The organism is Microbacterium sp. CFBP9034 (assembly GCF_034045255.1).
Taxonomy (GTDB): domain Bacteria; phylum Actinomycetota; class Actinomycetes; order Actinomycetales; family Microbacteriaceae; genus Microbacterium.
This window is the reverse complement of record NZ_JAXCWC010000001.1, coordinates 1,321,343-1,340,917: the sequence shown is the minus strand read 5'-3', so window position 1 is coordinate 1,340,917 and position 19,575 is coordinate 1,321,343. Positions and strand designations below refer to the sequence as shown.

The 19,575-nt window shown below is 72.6% G+C and carries 17 protein-coding genes; 8 read left to right on the top strand and 9 right to left on the bottom strand.

The window, feature by feature from the left end; translation table 11 throughout:
• Window positions 1-11: 11 nt before the first annotated feature.
• The 6 genes from SOM19_RS05975 to aqpZ all read left to right on the top strand — a co-directional run bounded on the left by SOM19_RS05975 (window position 12) and on the right by aqpZ (window position 6,398).
• Window positions 12-1,370: a DUF7847 domain-containing protein gene (locus SOM19_RS05975; RefSeq protein ID WP_320485635.1), complete on the top strand. Its 1,359-nt coding sequence runs from the start codon at window positions 12-14 to the stop codon at window positions 1,368-1,370.
• Complete coding sequence (locus SOM19_RS05970; RefSeq protein WP_320485634.1) at window positions 1,361-2,047, top strand: DUF4129 domain-containing protein; 687 nt, start codon at window positions 1,361-1,363, stop codon at window positions 2,045-2,047. Before SOM19_RS05975 ends, SOM19_RS05970 begins: the two co-directional genes overlap by 10 nt.
• Entirely contained in the window at window positions 2,044-3,231 is a 1,188-nt protein-coding gene (locus SOM19_RS05965; RefSeq protein ID WP_320485633.1) for a DUF4350 domain-containing protein, read from the top strand. Before SOM19_RS05970 ends, SOM19_RS05965 begins: the two co-directional genes overlap by 4 nt.
• Window positions 3,228-4,217 (top strand): AAA family ATPase, encoded by a 990-nt coding sequence (locus tag SOM19_RS05960; protein WP_320485632.1) that lies wholly within the window; start codon window positions 3,228-3,230, stop codon window positions 4,215-4,217. The genes SOM19_RS05965 and SOM19_RS05960 overlap by 4 nt, the downstream gene beginning before the upstream one ends.
• A 3-nt stretch (window positions 4,218-4,220) precedes the next feature.
• On the top strand, window positions 4,221-5,522 hold the full coding sequence (locus SOM19_RS05955; RefSeq protein WP_320485631.1) for a DUF58 domain-containing protein: 1,302 nt from the start codon (window positions 4,221-4,223) through the stop codon (window positions 5,520-5,522).
• 87 nt (window positions 5,523-5,609) lie between these two features.
• Window positions 5,610-6,398: an aquaporin Z gene (aqpZ, locus tag SOM19_RS05950; protein WP_320485630.1), complete on the top strand. Its 789-nt coding sequence runs from the start codon at window positions 5,610-5,612 to the stop codon at window positions 6,396-6,398.
• Window positions 6,399-6,460: 62 nt separating this feature from the next.
• Here the strand turns inward: aqpZ and katG are convergent, their stop codons facing one another.
• From katG to SOM19_RS05935, 3 genes are read right to left on the bottom strand one after another with little or no spacing between them, the layout of a single operon-like run.
• The gene (gene katG, locus SOM19_RS05945) at window positions 6,461-8,770 is read right to left on the bottom strand and encodes a catalase/peroxidase HPI (RefSeq protein ID WP_320485629.1); all 2,310 of its coding nucleotides are present in this window, start codon (window positions 8,768-8,770) and stop codon (window positions 6,461-6,463) included.
• A 32-nt stretch (window positions 8,771-8,802) separates the two neighbouring features.
• On the bottom strand, window positions 8,803-9,243 hold the full coding sequence (locus tag SOM19_RS05940; protein WP_320485628.1) for a Fur family transcriptional regulator: 441 nt from the start codon (window positions 9,241-9,243) through the stop codon (window positions 8,803-8,805).
• Window positions 9,244-9,289: 46 nt separating this feature from the next.
• On the bottom strand, window positions 9,290-10,285 hold the full coding sequence (locus SOM19_RS05935) for a stage II sporulation protein M (protein WP_320485627.1): 996 nt from the start codon (window positions 10,283-10,285) through the stop codon (window positions 9,290-9,292).
• A gap of 16 nt (window positions 10,286-10,301) precedes the next feature.
• On the opposite strand from SOM19_RS05935, the gene SOM19_RS05930 reads away from it, so the two are divergent.
• A complete protein-coding gene (locus SOM19_RS05930) occupies window positions 10,302-11,147 on the top strand; it encodes an RDD family protein (RefSeq protein WP_320485626.1) in 846 nt (281 codons plus the stop codon).
• Window positions 11,148-11,183: 36 nt separating this feature from the next.
• Here SOM19_RS05930 and ahcY read toward each other — a convergent pair whose 3' ends face one another.
• Both ahcY and SOM19_RS05920 read right to left on the bottom strand, forming a co-directional pair.
• Window positions 11,184-12,653: an adenosylhomocysteinase gene (ahcY, locus tag SOM19_RS05925; RefSeq protein ID WP_320485625.1), complete on the bottom strand. Its 1,470-nt coding sequence runs from the start codon at window positions 12,651-12,653 to the stop codon at window positions 11,184-11,186.
• 39 nt (window positions 12,654-12,692) lie between these two features.
• On the bottom strand, window positions 12,693-12,899 hold the full coding sequence (locus tag SOM19_RS05920) for a DUF3499 family protein (protein ID WP_320485624.1): 207 nt from the start codon (window positions 12,897-12,899) through the stop codon (window positions 12,693-12,695).
• 102 nt (window positions 12,900-13,001) lie between these two features.
• Here SOM19_RS05920 and SOM19_RS05915 point away from each other — a divergent pair, with 102 nt between their 5' ends.
• Complete coding sequence (locus tag SOM19_RS05915; protein WP_320485623.1) at window positions 13,002-13,442, top strand: metallopeptidase family protein; 441 nt, start codon at window positions 13,002-13,004, stop codon at window positions 13,440-13,442.
• Between the two features lie 36 nt (window positions 13,443-13,478).
• Here the strand turns inward: SOM19_RS05915 and SOM19_RS05910 are convergent, their stop codons facing one another.
• From SOM19_RS05910 to manA, 4 genes are all read right to left on the bottom strand, one after another.
• Entirely contained in the window at window positions 13,479-14,897 is a 1,419-nt protein-coding gene (locus tag SOM19_RS05910; RefSeq protein WP_320485622.1) for a DUF5719 family protein, read from the bottom strand.
• Window positions 14,894-17,746, bottom strand: coding sequence for a glycosyltransferase (locus tag SOM19_RS05905; protein ID WP_320485621.1), 2,853 nt, complete (start codon window positions 17,744-17,746; stop codon window positions 14,894-14,896). The genes SOM19_RS05910 and SOM19_RS05905 overlap by 4 nt, the downstream gene beginning before the upstream one ends.
• A gap of 89 nt (window positions 17,747-17,835) precedes the next feature.
• Window positions 17,836-18,162, bottom strand: a complete 327-nt coding sequence (locus tag SOM19_RS05900) for a WhiB family transcriptional regulator (RefSeq protein ID WP_320485620.1) — start codon at window positions 18,160-18,162, stop codon at window positions 17,836-17,838.
• 173 nt (window positions 18,163-18,335) lie between these two features.
• On the bottom strand, window positions 18,336-19,508 hold the full coding sequence (gene manA, locus SOM19_RS05895) for a mannose-6-phosphate isomerase, class I (protein WP_320485619.1): 1,173 nt from the start codon (window positions 19,506-19,508) through the stop codon (window positions 18,336-18,338).
• Between the last annotated feature and the right edge of the window lie 67 nt (window positions 19,509-19,575).

Genomic DNA, 19,575 nt, shown 5'->3' with positions numbered 1-19,575 from the left:
GGGGACCACCCGTGACCGCCTATCCGGCCTGGACACCGGCATCCCGTCCCGGGATCATCCCGCTGCACCCCCTCGGCTTCGGCACGATCCTGGGCCGCTCGTTCTCGGCGCTCCGCCAGAACCCGCGTGTGCTGCTGGGCTTCGCGCTCATCGTGCAGACGCTCGGCTACCTCGTGGTGATCGCCGCCGTCGTGGCGATCGCGTGGGCCTCGTTCTCCCGCCTCGACACGCTGCGCGAGGGAACGGAGGAGTTCGACACCATCCTCGCCGGGTCGATCGCCGTCACCGCGATCGCCGGCCTGGTGCTCGGACTCGCGGCCGGCGCGCTGGGCGTGATCGTGCAGGGCATCGTCGTCACCGAGGTCGCACACGCCGCGCTCGCGGAGAAGCTCTCGCTCGGCGCGCTGTGGCGCCAGCTGAAGCCCGTCGTCTGGCGCCTCATCGGCTACGCGCTGCTGCTCACCCTGGCCATCGTCACGCTCCTGGTCATCGTCGCCGTGGCCCTGATCGCGATCGGCACGGTAGCGCTCCCCGTCACGATCGGCCTCACTGTCCTGGTGGTCCTCGCGGCGTTCCCGCTGACGTGGTGGCTGATGATCAAGCTGCTGCTGGCGCCGGCGGCGATCATCCTCGAGCACGCCACGATCGGCGGGGCGATCGCGCGGTCGTGGCGACTCACGCGAGGGCGCTTCTGGTCGAGCCTCGGCGTCATCTTCCTCATCTCGATGGTGTTCGGCGCCGTCGCGCAGGTCATCGGCATCCCGTTCAGCCTGCTCACGTCGGGCCTCGTCCCGGTGATCGCGCCGACCGGGGACCCGAGCGCCTCCGCGATCATCGCGCTCATCGTCGGCGGCCTGCTGACCCAGGTCGTCACCCTGCTGCTGCAGTCGGTGGCCGTGGTGGTGCAGTCGACGGCGACGGCCATCATCTACATCGACTGCCGCATGCGGCATGAGGGGCTCGACCTCGACCTCCTCGCCTATGTGGAGCGACGGGATGCCGGCGCCACCGTGCTCGCGGACCCCTACCGCGAGCACATCGGACGGGCGATCGCACCGCGGCTCCCCGCGGGCGCGTTCGGTCCGCCTCCCGGCGCGTACGGCGCGCCCGCGTACGGCCAGCCCGCCTACGGCCAGCCTGCGTACGGCCAGCCCCCGTACGGACAGCCCGCGTACGGCCAGCCCGCGTACGGCCAGCCGGCGCCGGGGCTGCCGCCGTACGCGCAGCCGATGGTCGATCCGGGCGCGGCGGCCACCCCCCCATCCGCCTCGCCCGAGCCTGCGCCTCCCGCGAAGCCGGCCGAGGAGCCGACGACCTGGGCCGCCCCGGGCTCCGCGGCGAGCATCGATCCAGAATCGCCGTGGGCCTGACCGCCGGCTCCGCAGCGGCACCGACGCGCGCGGCCGACGCTGTGCCGCCGCTCACACCCGACGGCGAGGAGGCGCGCCGGTGGGCGGAGCAGGAGCTCTCGGATCCGGTGTACGACATCGCCGAGCCGACACCGCTCGACCGCATCGCACGCGCGGTCGGCGAGTTCTTCCAGAACCTCTTCTCCGCCGATGTGCCGGGCGAGCTCGGCTCGCTGGTCGCCCTCGTCGCGGGCATCGTCGTGGTGCTCGTGATCGTCGCCGCCTTCGCCGTGTGGGGCGTGCCCCGGGCGACGCGGCGAGCGCGATCGCAGACGCCGGCCCTCTTCGGCGAGGACGAGCACCGTTCGGCGGCAGAGCTCCGCGCGGCCGCCGCCTCCCATGCCCGGAGCGGCGAGTGGGATGCCGCGATCGTCCTCCGCTTCCGTGCCCTCGCCCGGGGGTGCCTCGAGCGAGGCGTCGTCGACACCCCGCCGGGTGCCACCGTGCACGCGTTCGCGAGGGCCGCTGCGCGCACCTTCCCCCAACTCGGCGAACGGCTCGAAGCCGCCGCGTCGGCGTTCGACGACGTCAGATACCTGCGCCGTCCGGGTACGGCCGCCCTCTACGCGCTGATCGCCGACACCGACGACGCCGTGGTCGCCGCGCGGCCAGCCCTTCAGACCGAGGCCGTCGGATGAGCGCGGACACCGCTGTCGTGACCGCGCCGCCGATGAGCCGTCGACGGCGCATCGGCGCGTGGATCGCCATCGGGGTCGCGCTGCTCGTGATCGGGGGAATCGGCGCCGCCATGACCATCGCGGGCGAGTGGACGCCGCGCGATGCGCTCGACCCCGAGTCCGCCGGACCGGCCGGGACGCGCGCCCTCGTCGAGATCCTGCGCGAGCACGGCGTCGAGGTGCGGGTGGTGCGCTCGCACGGCGACGCGGCGGCGGCGCTCGCCGGCGGGACGGAGACGCTCGTCGTTGCGGACACCCCGGCACTGTCCGACGACGGCCTGCTCGCGCTCACCGACCTCGCCGCCGACGTCGTGCTGATCGATCCGCGCGCGCGCACCCTCGACCTCCTCATCCCCGGCGCCGAGCCGGCGGGCTCGGCGCCCGCGGGTCTGGTCGATCCGGACTGCGCCCTCGACGCCGCCCGTCGTTCGGGCGCCATCCAGCCCGGCACCATCTTCCGCCCGAGCGGGAACTCCTCGCTGTCGTCGTGCTATCCGGTGGGCGACGCACACGCACTGCTCGTCGGCGAGCATGGATACGGCAGCGTGGCGGCCGTCGACGGCACGGCGCTGTTCACCAACGAGCAGCTGGCGGAGGACGGCAACGCGTCGCTCGGCGTGAACCTGATGGGACAGCATCCGCTCGTCGTCTGGTACCAGCCGGGGCTCGGCGACACCGACCTCACCGACACCGACCCGACGATCGGCGAGCTCACTCCGCCGTGGGTCAGTCCGGTCATCGTGCTGCTCCTCGTCGCCGGCGTCGCCGCGGGCATCTGGCGCGGCCGCCGGTTCGGACCACTGGTCGCCGAGCGCCTGCCCGTCACCGTCCGCGCGTCCGAGACGACCGAAGGTCGCGCGCGCCTCTACGCGCAGTCCCGCGATGTGCTGCACGCGGCCGATCAGCTGCGCATCGGTGCCATCGAACGGATCGGGCGCGTCCTGGGCCTGGGGCCCGCGGCATCCGCGCCCGATGTCTCGGATGCCGCCGCGGCCCGCGCCGGCCTCGACCGGTCGGCGACGCGCGGAGTCCTCATCGACCACATCCCCGCCGACGAGGCCGACCTGGTCGCCCTCAGCCTTCAGCTGCGACACCTCGAGGACGCCGTGCACGCGGCGGTCCGCCCCGAAAGGAACCCCCGATGACCGACACTCCCCCGGCCCCTGCGGTCCCCGGCGACGACGCGGCCCTGCGCGAGGCCATGAACCGCGTGCGCCTCGAAGTCGGCAAGGCGGTGATCGGACAGGACGGCACCGTGACCGGCCTGCTCATCGCGCTCCTCGCCGGCGGCCATGTGCTGCTGGAGGGAGTCCCGGGGGTCGCCAAGACGCTCCTCGTCCGCTCGTTCAGCGCGGCGCTCGGCCTCGACACCAAGCGCATCCAGTTCACTCCCGACCTCATGCCCGGCGACGTGTCGGGATCGCTCATCTACGACGCCCGCGCCGGCGAGTTCGAGTTCCGCGAGGGACCGGTGTTCACCAACGTCGTGCTCGCCGACGAGATCAACCGCACGCCGCCCAAGACGCAGGCCGCACTGCTCGAGGCGATGGAGGAGCGACAGGTCTCGACCGACGGCGTCACACGTCCGCTGCCCGACCCCTTCCTCGTCGCGGCGACGCAGAACCCCATCGAGCACGAGGGCACCTACACGCTGCCCGAGGCGCAGCTCGACCGCTTCCTGCTCAAGCTCATCATCGAGATCCCCGCACGGGATGCCGAGCTCGCGGTGCTGCGGCGGCACGCCAGCGGCTTCGACCCCCGTGACCTCGCGGGCGCCGGCGTGCGGCCCGCCGCGAGCGCCGACGAGATCCGCGCGGCACGGCGGGCCGCGGCATCCGTCACGGTCTCGGACGACGTGCTCGGCTACGTCGTCGACCTCGCACAGGCCACGCGTCGCAGCCCGTCGGTGCAGCTCGGGGTGAGCCCGCGCGCGGCGACCGCCCTGCTGGCCGCGTCGAAGGCCTGGGCGTGGCTCGGCGGCTACCCCGCCATCACCCCCGACCACGTGCAGACCATGCTGGTGCCGACGTGGCGCCACCGCATCCGCCTGCGGACCGACGCGGAGCTCGAGGGCGTCTCGGTCGACGCCGTGCTCGGGTCGGTGCTGCAGCAGACCCGCGTGCCGATCTAGCCCATGTACCTCACCGGCCGCCTCCCCCTGCTCGTCGCCCTCGGCGCCGTGCCCGTCGTGCTGCTCTCCGCCGCCGGCGTGAATGCCTGGCTGGTGGCGGCCGGATGGATCCTCGTGTGCGCTGTGGCCGCTTTCGTGGATGCGGCTGTCGCGGCCGATCCGCGGCGGATGCAGGTCGACCGGCGGTTGCCGCGCCGCGTGCTCCTCGGCGAGCCGGCCGTCGCCGAGGTGCGGCTGCGCAACATCGGCGCACGCACCCTGCACGGACGGTTCCGAGATGCCTGGCAGCCGACGGCCGGCGCGCCGCCGGAGCGCGTGGCGATCGACATCCCTCCCGGCGAGAGCCGGACCTTCACCCTCCCGCTGCTGCCCCGCCGACGCGGTGAGCTCGCGACACGGTTCGTCGTCGTCCGCTCCGACGGTCCGCTGCGGCTGGCGGGGCGTCAGGCCCGGCTCGACTCGGTCGGCACCATCCGCGTCCTTCCGCCGTTCACGTCGCGCCGGCATCTCCCCTCGCGGCTCGCGCGCCTGCGCGAGCTCGACGGCAACACCAGCGTGCAGGTGCGCGGGCAGGGCACGGAGTTCGACAGTCTCCGGGAGTACGTCCGCGGCGACGATGTGCGATCGATCGACTGGCGGGCGACCGCACGCTCGACGAGCACGATGCTGCGCACGTGGCGGCCGGAGCGCGACCGTCACGTGGTGATCCTGGTGGACTCCGGCCGCACCGCGGCGGCCCGGGTGGGCGACGGCGTGCGCCTGGACGCCGCGATGGAGGCCGCCCTGCTCCTCGCCGCCCTCGCGTCGCGCGCCGGCGATCACACCCACCTGCTCATGTTCGACCGCGTGACGCGCGCCCGCGTGACGCGCGTCGACGGTCCGGGACTGCTGCCTGCCCTGGTCGACGCCATGGCGCCCGTCGAGCCGCAGCTGATCGACACCGACTGGGACGCCGCGTTCGCGCAGGTGCGGGGACTCACCTCGCGCCCGTCGCTCGTGGTCCTGCTCACGGCCCAGGATGCGCCCGAGGCCGCCCGCGGGTTCCTCGGCTCGCTGCCGGCCCTCACCCGCCGCGCGCACGTGCTCGTGGGCACCGTCACCGACGAGCCGGCTCCCCGTGAATCCCGGCCCGACGCCGCATCGGTGTATCGCGAGGCCGCGGCCGAGAAGACGGCCCGGGATGCCGCGACCGTCGCTGCGGCCATCGGCCGGGCGGGCGCCGAGGCCATCGCCGATACGCCCGAGAGGCTCCCGCCGCGGATCGCCGACCGCTACCTCGCGCTCAAGGCGGCCGGACGCCTCTGACCGGTGTCACGCGGGGACACTCCGACGCGCTTTCCTGGGAATCGGCTGAGCATGGCGGTAGCCTCGCGACGAGGAAAGGAGTCCGCCATGCCGGATACCACCACCAAGCCCTCCACGGCGACGAGGCTCGTCGCCGAGGCACTGGGGACGTTTCTGCTCGTGTTCGGCTCGATCGGCGCCGCGCTGTTCGCCTCCGACTTCGGCACCGGCTCGAACGGCTCGTCGCTGGGCATCGGCTTCATCGGCGTCTCGTTCGCGTTCGGCCTGACGCTGCTCGCGGGCATCTACACGTGGGGCCCGATCTCGGGCGGCCATTTCAACCCCGCGGTGACCTTCGGCCTCGCGGCCGCCGGCCGCTTCCCGTGGAAGGAGACGCCCGGATACCTGATCGCCCAGATCATCGGCGGTGCGCTCGGCACCACGCTCATCGTGCTCATCGGCCTCTTCGGACCGGAGGGCTGGCTCGCCGGCGCCCAGGACGGCGGATTCGCCAGCAACGGCTTCGGCGAGCAGTCCCCGGGCGGATTCGGCCTGGGGGCGGCGATCATCGCCGAGATCCTGTTCACCGCCGTCTTCCTGCTCGTCATCCTCGGCGTGACCCACCCGCAGCGCGGCACCGCCGGCTTCGCCGGTCTCGCGATCGGACTGACGCTCACCTTCATCCACCTGGCGTCCATCCCCATCGACAACACGTCGGTCAACCCGGCCCGCTCGATCGCCACGGCGATCTACGGAGGACCGGAGGCCCTCGCTCAGCTGTGGGTCTTCTTGGTGTTCCCGCTCGTGGGCGGGCTTCTCGCCGGATTCCTGCACCGCGCGCTCTTCGAGCCCAAGGGATCCGTTCCGCCGGCCCCGGCGACGGCCCGCGTCAAGTGACGTTCTGAGACGACGAAAGCGGCCCGCCCCCGAGGGGACGGGCCGCTTTCGCGTGCGAAGGGTCAGACCAGGTCGAACCTGTCGAGCTCGGTGACCTTGCCCCACGCCTTCACGAAGTCGCGGACGAACTTCTCGGTCGCGTCGTCGCTCGCGTAGACCTCGGCGACGGCGCGCAGCTCCGAGTTCGAGCCGAACAGCAGGTCGGCGCGCGTCCCGATGCCGACGTGCTCGCCGCTGCCGTCCTTCGCGCCGACGAACGCGTGCGAGCCCGGGTCGACCGGTCGCCAGGTCGTGCCGAGGTCGAGCAGATTCACGAAGAAGTCGTTCGTGAGCACACCGGGGCGATCGGTGAAGACGCCGTGGTTCGAGCCGTCCCAGTTGGCACCGAGCACGCGCAGCCCGCCGACGAGCACCGTGAGCTCGGGAGCGCTCAGCGTCAGCAGGTTCGCCCGGTCGATGAGGTGGTGCTCCTGCGGCAGGAAGGCGTCGGGCCCGTAGTAGTTGCGGAATCCGTCGGCGACGGGCTCGAGGTAGCCGAACGACTCGATGTCGGTCTGCTCCTGCGAGGCGTCGGTGCGACCCGGGTGGAACTCCACCTCGACGTCGACGCCGGCATCCTGAGCGGCCTTCTCCACACCCGCATTGCCCGCGAGCACGAGCAGGTCGGCCAGCGACACCCTCTTGCCGTCGGCACGGTCGGCGTTGAAGGACGCCTGGATGCCCTCGAGGACCTCGATCACGTGCGCGAGCTGGCCCGGGTTGTTGACCGCCCAGTCCTTCTGCGGAGCGAGACGGATGCGGGCGCCGTTGACGCCGCCGCGCTTGTCGCTGCCGCGGAACGACGATGCCGCCGCCCACGTGGTCGACACGAGCTGCGAGACCGTGAGGCCGGAGGCGAGGATCTGCGCCTTGAGCGCCGTCGCGTCCGCCGCGTCGATGAGCTCGTGGTCGACCGCCGGAACGGGGTCCTGCCACAGCAGCTCCTCGCTCGGGACCTCGGGGCCGAGGTAGCGGGCGATCGGGCCCATGTCGCGGTGGGTCAGCTTGTACCAGGCGCGCGCGAAGGCGTCGGCGAACGCCTCGGGGTCCTTCGCGAAGCGTCGCGAGATCTCGTCGTACGCGGGGTCGGTGCGCAGCGCGATGTCGCTCGTGAGCATGCGCGGCTCGCGACGACCGTCGGAGTGCGCGAGCGGCACCATGTCCGCGCCGCCGCCGTTGATCGGACGCCACTGGTGGCCGCCGCCGGGGCTGCGCATCAGCTCCCACTCGTAGGCGTAGAGGATGTGGAAGAACTCGTTGTCCCAGCGGGTGGGGTGGTAGGTCCACGTGACCTCGAGCCCCGAGGTGATGGTGTCGTCGCCCTTGCCGGTGCCGTGGTTGTTCTTCCAGCCCAGACCCTGCGACTCCAGGCCCGCCGCCTCGGGGTTGCCCTCGAGGTTCGAGTCGGGGGCGGCGCCGTGGGTCTTGCCGAACGTGTGGCCGCCGGCGATGAGGGCGACGGTCTCCTCGTCGTCCATGGCCATGCGGCCGAAGGTCTCGCGGATGTCGCGGGCCGACGCGAGCGGGTCGGGGTTGCCGTTCGGGCCCTCGGGGTTGACGTAGATGAGTCCCATCTGCACGGCGCCGAGCGGCTTCTGCAGCTCGCGGTCACCGGAGTAGCGCTCGTCGCCGAGCCATGTGGTCTCGGGACCCCAGTACACGTCGGCGTCGGGCTCCCAGACGTCGGGGCGCCCGCCGGCGTAGCCGAAGGTCGTGAAGCCCATGGACTCGAGCGCGACGTTGCCGGCGAGGATCATGAGGTCGGCCCACGAGATGCTCTGGCCGTACTTCTTCTTGATCGGCCAGAGCAGGCGACGCGCCTTGTCGAGCGAGACGTTGTCGGGCCAGCTGTTCAGGGGCGCGAAGCGCTGCTGACCTGCTCCTCCGCCGCCACGCCCGTCGGTCACGCGGTAGGTGCCGGCGCTGTGCCAGGCCATGCGGATCATGAGCGGCCCGTAATTGCCGAAGTCGGCCGGCCACCAGTCCTGCGAGGTGGTGAGCGTCTGCGCGATGTCGGCCTTGACGGCCGCGAGGTCGAGGCTCTCGAACGCGGCCTTGTAGTCGAATCCCTCACCGAGCGGGTTGGCGACCGCGGGGTTCTTCGCGAGGATCTTCAGGTTGAGCTGGTTCGGCCACCACACGCTGTTGGCGTTGCCGGCGGTCGGGTGGGGCTGCCCCCCGTGGATCACGGGGCACGCCTCGGCGTCGTTCGGACGCGGGCGGGTCTCGCCGTCCTCGCGATCCTCCACCGGGGTGTCGATGTCGGTGACGGCCTGGTCGATGCCCGACGGGTTCTCGCCGATGGGCTCGGCTCCCTCATGGTTGGCGTCCATGGTTTCCTTCCTGGTTCAGCTGGATGAAGTGGTCAGCGGGATGTCGCGGCGCAGTCGGGGCAGACACCCCAGAAGGTCACCTCGGCGACCTGCACGGTGAAGCCGTGCGCGTCGGACGGCGTGAGGCACGGCGCGGGGCCGACGACGCAGTCCACGTCCTGCACGGCTCCGCAGCCGGAGCAGATGAGGTGATGGTGGTTGTCGTCGACGCGCAGCTCGAACAGCCCGGGGCGGCCCGCGGGCTCGATGCGGCGGACGAGACCGGCGTCGACGAAGTCGCCGAGCGCGTTGTAGACCGACTGCAGGCTCGTGTGCGGCACGGACTCGGCCACCAGCGCGAAGAGCTCGTCGGCGCTCGCGTGCGGACGGATGCCGAGCGCGTCGAGGACGGCGCGCCGCGAGTCGGTCACTCGCAGCCCGGCGGAGCGGATCCGCTCGCCCGCGTCGATCGCGGCGGCGGGTGCGGAGGTCATGCCGTCCAGCGTATCGTCTTTTGAATCACTCAAAACACGGGAGCGGTCATCCCGCGACGAGGGTGGGCGTGCCTGCCTCGTACTCGGTGAGGTCGCCGGTCTCCCCCCGGCGGTGGGCGCGGCCGCCCACGACGATCATGTACACGAGGAACAGCACGAGCGCCGCCGCGCCGATCGCGATCTTGAGGGGCCACGGCCAGGGCTGCGCCGTGACGAACCCTTCGATCAGGCCTGCGACGCCGAGGGCGATGACGAGGCCGATCGCCACGGTCGCGAGCGACCTTCCGGCGGCGGCGAGCGACTCGCCCCGGCTCCGCCGACCCGGGGCGACCCACGCCCAGAAGATCGAGAGCCCGGCGGCTCCGGCGACGAACAGGCACGTCAGCTCGAGCATGCCGTGCGGGAGGATGTAGAGGAGGAACACGTCGGCGCGGCCGAACTCGATCATGATGGCCGCCGCCGTGCCCACACCCACCGCGTTCTGCACGAGCACGGTGATCGGCCAGAAGCCGGTGATGCCGAAGAGCACGCACTGCATCGCGATCCAGGCGTTGTTCGTCCACACCGTCCCCGCGAAGGCGGCGGGATGGTTCTCGCTGTAGTAGTCGGTGAAGTCGTTCTCGGCGTACTGCTCGAGCTGCAGCCGGCTGCCGAGCGCCGCCACGAGCGCGGGATCCCCGGACACCCAGAGCGCCACCACCGTGCCGACGGCGAGGAAGCCGAGGGCGATCACCAGCGTCGCCCAGCGCACCCGGTAGAGGGCCGCCGGGAGCTGGAGCGCGAAGAACCGGGGGATCTGACGGAGCACGTTCTCGGGCGCACCGGTCAGCCGCAGCCGCGCCCGGGCGAGCATGGTCGAGATGTGGTCGCCCTGCACGCTGCGCCCCGCCGACGTCTTCGCATCGGCGAGATCCGCCGACGCCGCGCGGTACCGGGTCACGAGCTCATCGACCTCGGCGCCGGTCAGCCGGCGCGTGCGGCTGAGCTGATCCAGGCGGGCCCACTCCTCCCGCCGTGCGGCGGTGAGGGCGTCGAGATCCATTTGGTTTACTGTACCCATGCCCGAAGGCCGCCCGACGCTCGTCGACATCCACCAGGACGAGGTCCTGACCGGCGAAGCGGTCGCGCTCGACGTGCAGCCGATCGGCTACTTCCTCCGCGCGCTGGGCGTGTTCATCGACATGCTGCTCGGCGTCGCCGTGCTGGTGCTGTTCGTCTTCGTCACGGGGTGGCTGCAGGGTCTCGGGCTCATCGACGATGCGATCATCCCCATTCTCACCATCGTGGTCCTCGCGCTCGTGACGGTCGTGATCCCGACCGTCGTGGAGTCGACCTCTCACGGCCGCAGTCTCGGCAAGCTCGCCGTCGGCGGCCGGATCGTCCGCGCCGACGGCGGAGCCTCCGGCTTCCGGCACGCGTTCATCCGCGCGCTGGTCGGGGTGCTCGAGCTGTGGTTCACCCTGGGTGCGGTGGCTGCCATCGTGGGGGCCTTCACCCCCCGGTCGCAGCGTCTCGGCGACCTGCTGGCGGGCACCTATTCCGAGCGCACGCGCACCCCCCGCCTGCCGCCGACGTCGTTCGAGGTGCCGCCGCCGCTCGTGGAGTGGGCGACGGTCGCCGATGTGGCTCGACTTCCGGAGCGCCTGGCCCGGCGCCTCGCGCAGTTCGGGCAGTCGGCGCGCAACATGGATCCCGCCGCGCGGGCGCGGGTCGCGGCATCCCTCGCCGCCGAAGCGGCCGAGCACGTCTCCCCCGTCCCCGCCGTCGACCCGGAGACGCTCATCATCGGCGTCGTGGCGGTGCGCCGTCAGCGCGAGCTGCGCGCCCTCCAGCTCGAGAGCGCGCGGGTCGACGCGCTCACCTCGGCGGTTCCGGCGACCCCTCGCGGGTTCCCGGAGCGCTGAGGAGCGCCTTTCCCGCGCATCGCGATCGGCCGGCGGTCAGTACCGGTAGTGGTCGAGCTTGTACGGGCCGTCCACCGGAACACCGATGTACGCCGCCTGCTCGGCCGTCAGGGTCGTGAGCTCGACCCCGAGCGCCGCGAGGTGCAGCCGCGCCACCTTCTCGTCGAGCGACTTGGGCAGCGTGTAGACGCCGATCGGGTACTCCTCGCGCCGGGTGTAGAGCTCCAGCTGCGCGAGCACCTGGTTGGCGAAGGAGGCGCTCATGACGAACGACGGATGCCCCGTCGCATTGCCGAGGTTCATCAGCCGGCCCTCGCTCAGCACGAGCACACTGCGTCCGTTCGGAAGGCGCCACTCGTGCACCTGGGGCTTGATCTCGATGCGCTCCGCGCCCTGGATGGCCGCCAGCCCCGCCATGTCGATCTCGTCGTCGAAGTGGCCGACGTTGGCGACGATGGCGAGGTGCTTGAGTCCCAGGAGGTGCTCCGCGGTCACGACGTGGGTGTTGCCGGTGCCCGTGACGACGATGTCGACCGAGCCGATCACCGACTCCAGCCGCGTGACCTGGAAGCCGTCCATCGCCGCCTGCAGGGCGCAGATCGGGTCGACCTCGCCCACGATCACGCGCGCACCCTGGCCGCGGAGCGCTTCGGCGGCGCCCTTGCCGACGTCGCCGTAACCGGCGACGAAGGCCACCTTGCCGCCGATCAGCACATCGGTCGCGCGGTTGAGCCCGTCCGGAAGCGAGTGGCGGATGCCGTAGGTGTTGTCGAACTTCGACTTCGTCACGGAGTCGTTGACGTTGATCGCGGGGAACAGCAGCCGACCGGATGCCGCGAGCTCGTACAGGCGGTGGACGCCCGTGGTCGTCTCCTCCGTGACCCCGATCAGTCCGTCGGCCATGCGCGTGAACCGCTGCGGGTCGCGGGCAAGGCTCGCACGCAGCGTCGCGAGGACGATGCGGTACTCCTCGGAGTCGGCGGGCGCGGCATCCGGAACGGCTCCCGCCTTCTCGAACTCCACCCCCCGGTGCACGAGGAGGGTCGCGTCGCCGCCGTCGTCGAGGATGAGATTCGGGCCGTCGAAGCCCTCGGCGGACCAGTCGAAGATGCGGTCGGCGAGCCGCCAGTACTCCTCGAGGGTCTCGCCCTTCCAGGCGAACACGGGCACGCCCGCCGGGGCCTCGACGGTGCCGGCCGGGCCGACCACGACGGCCGCGGCCGCTTCGTCCTGCGTCGAGAAGATGTTGCAGCTCGCCCAGCGCACCTGGGCGCCCAGCGCCACGAGGGTCTCGATCAGGACGGCGGTCTGCACCGTCATGTGCAGCGATCCGGCGATGCGGGCACCGGCGAGCGGCTGCGAGGGTCCGAACTCCTCGCGCAGGGCCATCAGGCCGGGCATCTCGTTCTCGGCGAGGCGGAGCTGGTGGCGTCCGGCGGCGGCGAGCGAGAGGTCGGCGACCTCGAACTCCAGGGAGCGGACGGCGGCGGTCGTTTCGGTCGGCATCCGCCCATTCTCGCACCCGGCGCGCGGGTGGTGACGGGGCTAGACGCGCAGCGTCTCGTGGCGCACGACGACCCAGCCCTGCGGCACCGACAGCCGGTCGGTGTGGATCGCGCACAGGTCGTGCGCGTGGACATCGCCCTCGCGACCGAGCGGGCCGAGGGCAGCCATCTGGTCGGCGTAGTCGTACGTGAGCGTCGACACGGCCTCGCGGGCGCATCCCACCTTGGAGCAGAGTCTCTCGCGCATCGGCACGACACTAGCCGCTCTCCGCAGCCGGTTCGGGATGCCGCGCCCCGCGCCCGCCGATCGGGCCCGCCCAGGCCCGGTGCCGCCGCCTAGGATGGTGCCATGGCGTGGCGGCGGACCCGGAGCACGGAACCCGCACCGCGGCGACTCTCCCGGCATGGCCGCCACGGTCGCGAAGGGCGCAGTGCCGTCGTGCGACCGCCCCTTCCCCCTCTCGACACCAGGGTCGACCGCTTCGATCTGGCCGTCGGCACGGCGGCCGAGTTCCTGCGTTCGGCGTGGCCCGAGCTGCGCGACGTGAGCTTCGAGATCGCCGACATGCCGCAGGCCGCCGACGAGGACGGCATCCCGCGCTGGACGGTTCTCACGGACGCCAAGCGGATCATCGTCTACCGGCTGCCCATCGAGCGCCTCAGCCACCTGCACCGCGACGACGACCTGCACCGGCGCATGATGATCGAGAGCTGCGTGTTCCGCGCGGCGGCCGAGTACCTCGACCGCGACCCGTGGGACCTCGGCCCGGAGCGGTTCCGTTACTTCTGACCCGGGGCCGGCCGCGGCGACGACGTGCGGGAACCCCTACGGGTAGACGACGATCACGGGGGCCGCGGCATCCGCCGGCCACACCGGGATCCCGGCGATGGCACCGTCGCCGGTCAAAGAGAGGCCCGCCACGATCTCACTCTCGCCGGGGTCCAGCGTGTAGACCGTGCGGGACGAGAGCCGCGCCGTCGTGCTGCCGTCGGCCGGCACCACGAGCTCGAGGCGGTACGAGCCGTCCTCCGAGGTGACCGACACCTGCGCCGGCTCATCACCGGGATTGACGAGGGTGAGTGCCGGCGGCGGACCGCTCGGAACGGAGAAGAGGCTCGGCACCGCCACCGTGGGCGACGGCGTGTACCAGGCGAAGTCGTCTCCCGCTTCGAACCCCGTGGCCTGCCAGACGGCGGCGACGACGGGTTCGCCGGCATCGACCTCGACCGTGTACGAGCCCACCGGAAGCCCGCCGAGGTCGACCTCGACCGGCTGCCCGGCCGTCAGGGGCACGGTCTCGGGCTCGAGCGCCGGCTCCGCGCGCCCCACCGGCGTCACCGTGATGACGGCCGACGCGTCGGCGGAGGGGGCGAGGATGCGCAGGACGGTGGCGGCATCGGACGCCCCCTCCGAGCCGGGGGTGCGGGTGACGGTGATGCCGGTGATCGTCTGGATCGGCGTCGGCTCGGCGACGGCGCCGACCTGGTCGACGCCACCGGGCGTCAGGGTGCGCGTGATGCTGGTCTGCAGCGACGCGTGGACCGGGGCCCCCACCGCCGACACCCGGATGACGGGGCTGGCCTCGCCGAGCGCCAGACCCGCGAGAGGGACCACGCGCTGCGTCCCGGGCGACACGATGAGGTCCGAGCCTCCGGGGGGTGTCAGCGGGCCGCCCGCGCCGAATGTGGTGAGCTGCACCGTCGCGGGCACCGCACCCGGGTTCGACAGGAGCACGAGGTCGGCCGCACCGGTCTCGGCGGATCCGCCGACGAGCCAGGATTCGAGCATCGGCGGGCGGCAGGCCGAGGCCGCGAATCCCGCGAGGTCGTCGGCGGCGATCGTGACCGCACCGGCGGCTGCCACATCGACGCGGGTGCGCGCCTCCGGCGGCGCCGTGAACACGGCGGGACCCTCACCCGACGCCATCCCCTCCACCTGCAGGACCTGCTCCTGGGGTGGGGCGGCGTCCGCGCTCACTCCGCTCGTGAGGCTCTGCGGCGACGCGACGGCGATGCTCTCGACACTGGTGAGGTCCCGGCCGATCGACAGCAGCGGGCCATCGCACGCGATGACGGAGGCCGCGGGGGCCGGGACCGCCGAGATGCTGACCGGCTCCTTGGTGAGCGTGGGCCACGGCACGGAGATCGCCGTGACGACCGCGACCACCGCGGCGGCGGACACGACCGTGCCCGCGAGGAGGCGCGTGCTGGTGGTCGCCCAGCGGAACACTCGGCGGTCGCTCATCGTCCCTCCTGCCAGTGGGGGCCCACGACCCGCGGGATGCGGCGCGCCTCGCGACGCGACGTCGTGGTGGGCAGCGCCAGAAGCAGGGCCGCGCCGAGCGTCGCGAACTGGAGGGCCGCGATCACGGCCGCCGTCGCGTGGACGGAACCCGGGACAGCCGGCCGCGACGCGACCTCCGTCGTGATGCGCCAGAGCGAGCCTTTCGTCGTCTCACCCACCGCATCGAGCGTTTCCCGCTGGTTCAGGGACGTGATCGCCGACAGCCGCATGGCCCGTGCGGCATCCGACTCGGGCGGAAGGGCCGCGGCCACGAGGACGAAGCTGATTCCCCGGCCGGCGAGCTCGGACACCACGTCCTCGCTCGGGGAGGTGACGAGATCTGCGGTGATGTCGCCCACCGCGTCGTCCTGCGCCGACGGCTCGGTGCGCGTCGAGAGCAGCGTCGTCTGCCCGCCCAGGGTCTCGCTCCCGCCCCACACCACCCGCGTGGCCACACCCCCGGCGTTCTGGGGGGTGAGGATGAGCGTGCCGACATCGGGATCGTCCCGCCCCTCCGCCGCCACGTACGCGGGGAGCGTGCTGTCGGGTCCGTTGGTGAGGAACGTGGAGTCCCGGGCCATCGCGGTCATGGCAGGCACGGCGAGGACCGCGACGGCGGCGACCATGAGTGCCGCGGCGAAACCTCTCACGAGGAAGAGCCGTGGCGCCAGCCCCGCGTCGAGCGTCACGAGCGCGCCCCCGAGCGCTCCGAGCCATGCGAGGCTCAGGCCCGAGCCCGGCCAGATCGGCACGGGCAGGGACTGCTCGAAGGAGACCGAGATCGCGACGGCGGCGAATGCCGTCGCCACCCCGAGGGCGGTCATCGTCAGCAGGGCGATCCCGACGGCCCACCGCAGCGTGAGCGGGGCCGCCAGGGCGAGAAGGGCGAGGGGTGCGACCAGCAGCGGGACCCACCAGGTCGGTCCCTCGGGCAGGAGCGTCGTCCAGCCGGCGAGGTCGGGAGTGGGGATGCCGGTGGCCAGCAGCGCGCGTCCGGCCGCGTCGGGGAGCACCTGGGGTCCGTCCCACGCCATGCCGGGATCGGACAGCAGCCCCCAGACCTCGCCGCGGCGGATCGCACTCCAGACCAGCGGTGCCGCGAGGACAAGGGTCGGGATCACGGTCCAGACGAGCCGCGCCACGCCGCGGCCGGCGCGCATCACGACGGCCAGGACGATGGACGCGATCCAGAGGACAGCCAGTGCCGGAGCCAGCGACGGCGAGACGGCCAGCACGGCCGCCAGGACGAGCGATGCCGCGCCCGCGCCGGCCCAGGAGCGGTGGGCGACCGAGCCGGCCACGAACAGCCAGGGAAGCAGCAGGTGTGCGATCACCGCGGCCGGGCGGCCCTGGGTGAGCGCGATCAGGAGCGATGGCGAGAGCGCCCAGAGCACGCCGCCGGCCAGGCGCAGCGAGGACCGGTCGGTGACGCGTGTGGCGGCGAACCATCCGCCGAGGGCGGCCAGCGGCAGCGCGAGGATCCAGAGGACGACGAGGGCGCGCGAGGGCTCCCAGGGCGACAGCGACCCCAGGACGGCGATCACCGCGGCGAACGGATCGGCCGGTCCGATCGTGTCCAGGCCCAGCGCGCGCTGCCCGAACGCGGCATCCGCCCACAGCTGGGCGACGGTCGTCCGCAGCGGCTGGAGCGCTCCCCCGCCCAGCACCGGCCACGCCAGCAGCGCCGGGAAGGCGGCGATGCCGGCCACGAGCGCCGCCAGCACGAGCCACGCGCCTCCGCCGGAGAAGAACCGCAGCTCCCCCCGACTGTGGACGCCGGCGCTGGCGTCGTCCGCCTCTCCGACGAACTTCTCGCGCAGCTGAGCGGAGGTGATACGCAAGGGTGCCAGCTGCGACCAGGGCACGCGCCGGGCCGAGGACAGTCTCCGTCGCCCTCGGGCCACCGCCACCGGCCGGACCATGCCGACCACCGCCGCGGCCCACTCGGGTCCGATGAGGCCGGGCTCCTTGCGGACGAGGTCGACCACCGTTCGCCATAGGGCGGTCGGGAGGATCGCGAGCCAGAGGAACGGCACGGCGACGACGTGCCCGTAGACGAGTCGTCGATGCAGCTGCGCCACGCGTGCGGCGAAGGCGGCACGGCGCCGACGCTGCGGGGTGAGCGGGGCCGGGCGCCCGGCAACCCCGTCCCCGGCGGTGGCGACGATCGCCGTCGGAACGAGCGCGACCCGCGCCCCGGCCAGCCGCGCGCGGATCCCGAGATCCAGTCCCTCATCCGCGCCGAGCAGCGCAGGGTCGAGACCGCCGAGTTCGCGCCACGCGTCCGCCCGCACCAGCAGGCCGCGCACGTCCGCGCCGAGCACATCGTCACGGCCGTCGTGCTGGCCCTGGTCGAGCTCGTCGTCGGCGAGTCCGACGGCGCGGCCGAGTCGCGTCACACCGACGCCGAGCGACACCAGCTCGGATCGATCGTCCCAGCGCACCAGCTTCGGGGCGACGTATGCGACCGACGGGGAGAGCTCGAGCGCGCCGGCCAATCGGGCCAGGGCGTCGCGCTCGGGCGCCGTGTCCTGGGCGAGCAGCCAGACGGCGTCTCCGTCGATGCGCGGGGTGATCAGCGCGAGGGCGTCGGCGAAACCGGTCGATCCCGCAGCGGTGACGACGGACTCGGCCGGCGCGGCAGCTGCGACCTCGGCGAGGATCTCGTCGCCGCCGCACAGGACGATCGTGAGGACATCCGCCCGTCGTGTCTGCTCCGCGAGCGCCGCGAGCGTTCGTCGCAGATGGAACGCGGCGGGGGTGCGACCGTCTGGGCGCACGACGAGGATGGCGTGAACTCGAGCGGGCATGACGTCGTCAGCCTAGGCGGGCGACGGATCGACCTCGCGACGCGTGCGCGTGTCGCGAGAGATCGGGCACCCGGTCGAGGCGACGGCGATCAGCCGGCGCGACGCTTGAGCTTGCGTCGCTCGCGCTCGCTGAGACCGCCCCAGATGCCGAAGCGCTCGTCGTTCTGCAGCGCGTACTCGAGGCATTCGCCCCGGACGTCGCACGAGCCGCACACGCGCTTTGCGTCGCGCGTGGACCCGCCCTTCTCCGGGAAGAAAGCCTCGGGGTCGGTCTGCGAACACAACGCGTCGGTCTGCCAGGACAGCGGATTGTCGTCCTCGCCCTCCGCCGGTCGGCGGACGCCCGGAACCCCGAGCTGGACCGGATCGACGAACCAGTTGTCGGGAACGCCGGAACGGTATTGCGAAGCCGTCATCTCGTTCTCCCCCCGTGATCCCCCTGCACGCTGGTGCGTGTACGAGTAATTACACCGTTGTAGTTCGCTGAGGTCAAGTCGCGGATACTAAAGCCTCAAGTCGGTCTTGAACCTTCGCGACGCGCCGACGGCGTGTCGCGCTGTGATAACGGTCGGATGAGAACCGGGTCGTCTCACCCTTCGGCGGCGAGGTCGGCACCGGGAACCGCGAGGAACAGCTCGCCGTCGCCCTCGATGCGCAGCGACGCCTCATCGGGCGACACGAAGACCGCCTCGCCCGGGACGAGCGACACGCGCACGCCGCTCCGGGAGCCGGTGAGGGCGAGCTGACCCGCCGTCGCCAGCGCGATCGCCGGACCGCTCAGCCTCACGTCGGAGACGGCACCACGGGCGACGGTGACCCGATCGAGGGCGAAGTCCGCCACCGGGACGTCGAAGCGGTGGACGCCCGGGGCCACTTCGCGCGGCCGCACGACAGGCTGTCGGCCGGGCGTCGCGTCGAGCACGGACAGCAGCTCCGCCACGTCGATGTGCTTGGGCGTGAGACCGCCCCGCAGCACGTTGTCGCTCGCCGCCATGAGCTCGACGCCGAGGCCGCTCAGATAGGCGTGCAGCACCCCCGCCGGCACGAAGAGGCCCTCGCCGCGCCGCAGCGTGACGAGGTTCATCAGCAGCGCGACGACGATGCCTGGATCGCCGGGGAACTGCTCGTCGAGGGTGCGCACCAGTTCGAGCTCCGGCGCGAACTCGTCCGAGGACGCGGCCCGGGCCGCGGCGATGACCGCGGCGACGTCGTCCGACGCCTCGGCGGAGAGCACCCAGCCGATCACAGACGCCGCCGAGGCATCCGCTCCCTCCAGGCGCTCGGCGAGCGGACCGGCTCCCGGTCCGAGACCGCCCACGAGGCGACGCGTGGCCGGCAGGTCGCGGAGGCCGGCGAGCGCGCGGAACTCGTCGCTCACGGCGACGATGAGCTCGGGCTTGTGGTTGTCGTCGCGGTAGGTGCGCTCCCCCGCGTCCCGCGGGATCCCGGCGGCCTCCTCGCGTGCGAAGCCCGCCTCGGCCTGCCGCTTCGACGGGTGGGCCTGGATGGAGAGAGCGGATGCCGCGGCCAGCAGCTTCAGCAGATACGGCAGCTGCGCCGGACTGCCGGTGGCCCGGCCCTCGTCGGCGAGCCAGGCGTCGAGCGTGCGTCCGTCCGGAGTCTCGGATGGGTCGCCGGGGTGGTCGCCGAACCAGACCTCGGCCTCGGGCCTTCCGGACGGCTCGCGCCCTTCGAGCTGCGCGATGAGAGTGGCGGATCCCCAGGCGTAGTCGCGGGGGTCGTTCGTGAGCGGCACCAGCATGGTTCCAGGGTAGAGGCGCGCCGGGTCGTCCCCCGCCCAGCCGCGGTTCCGCAGGGTGCTCGGGGGT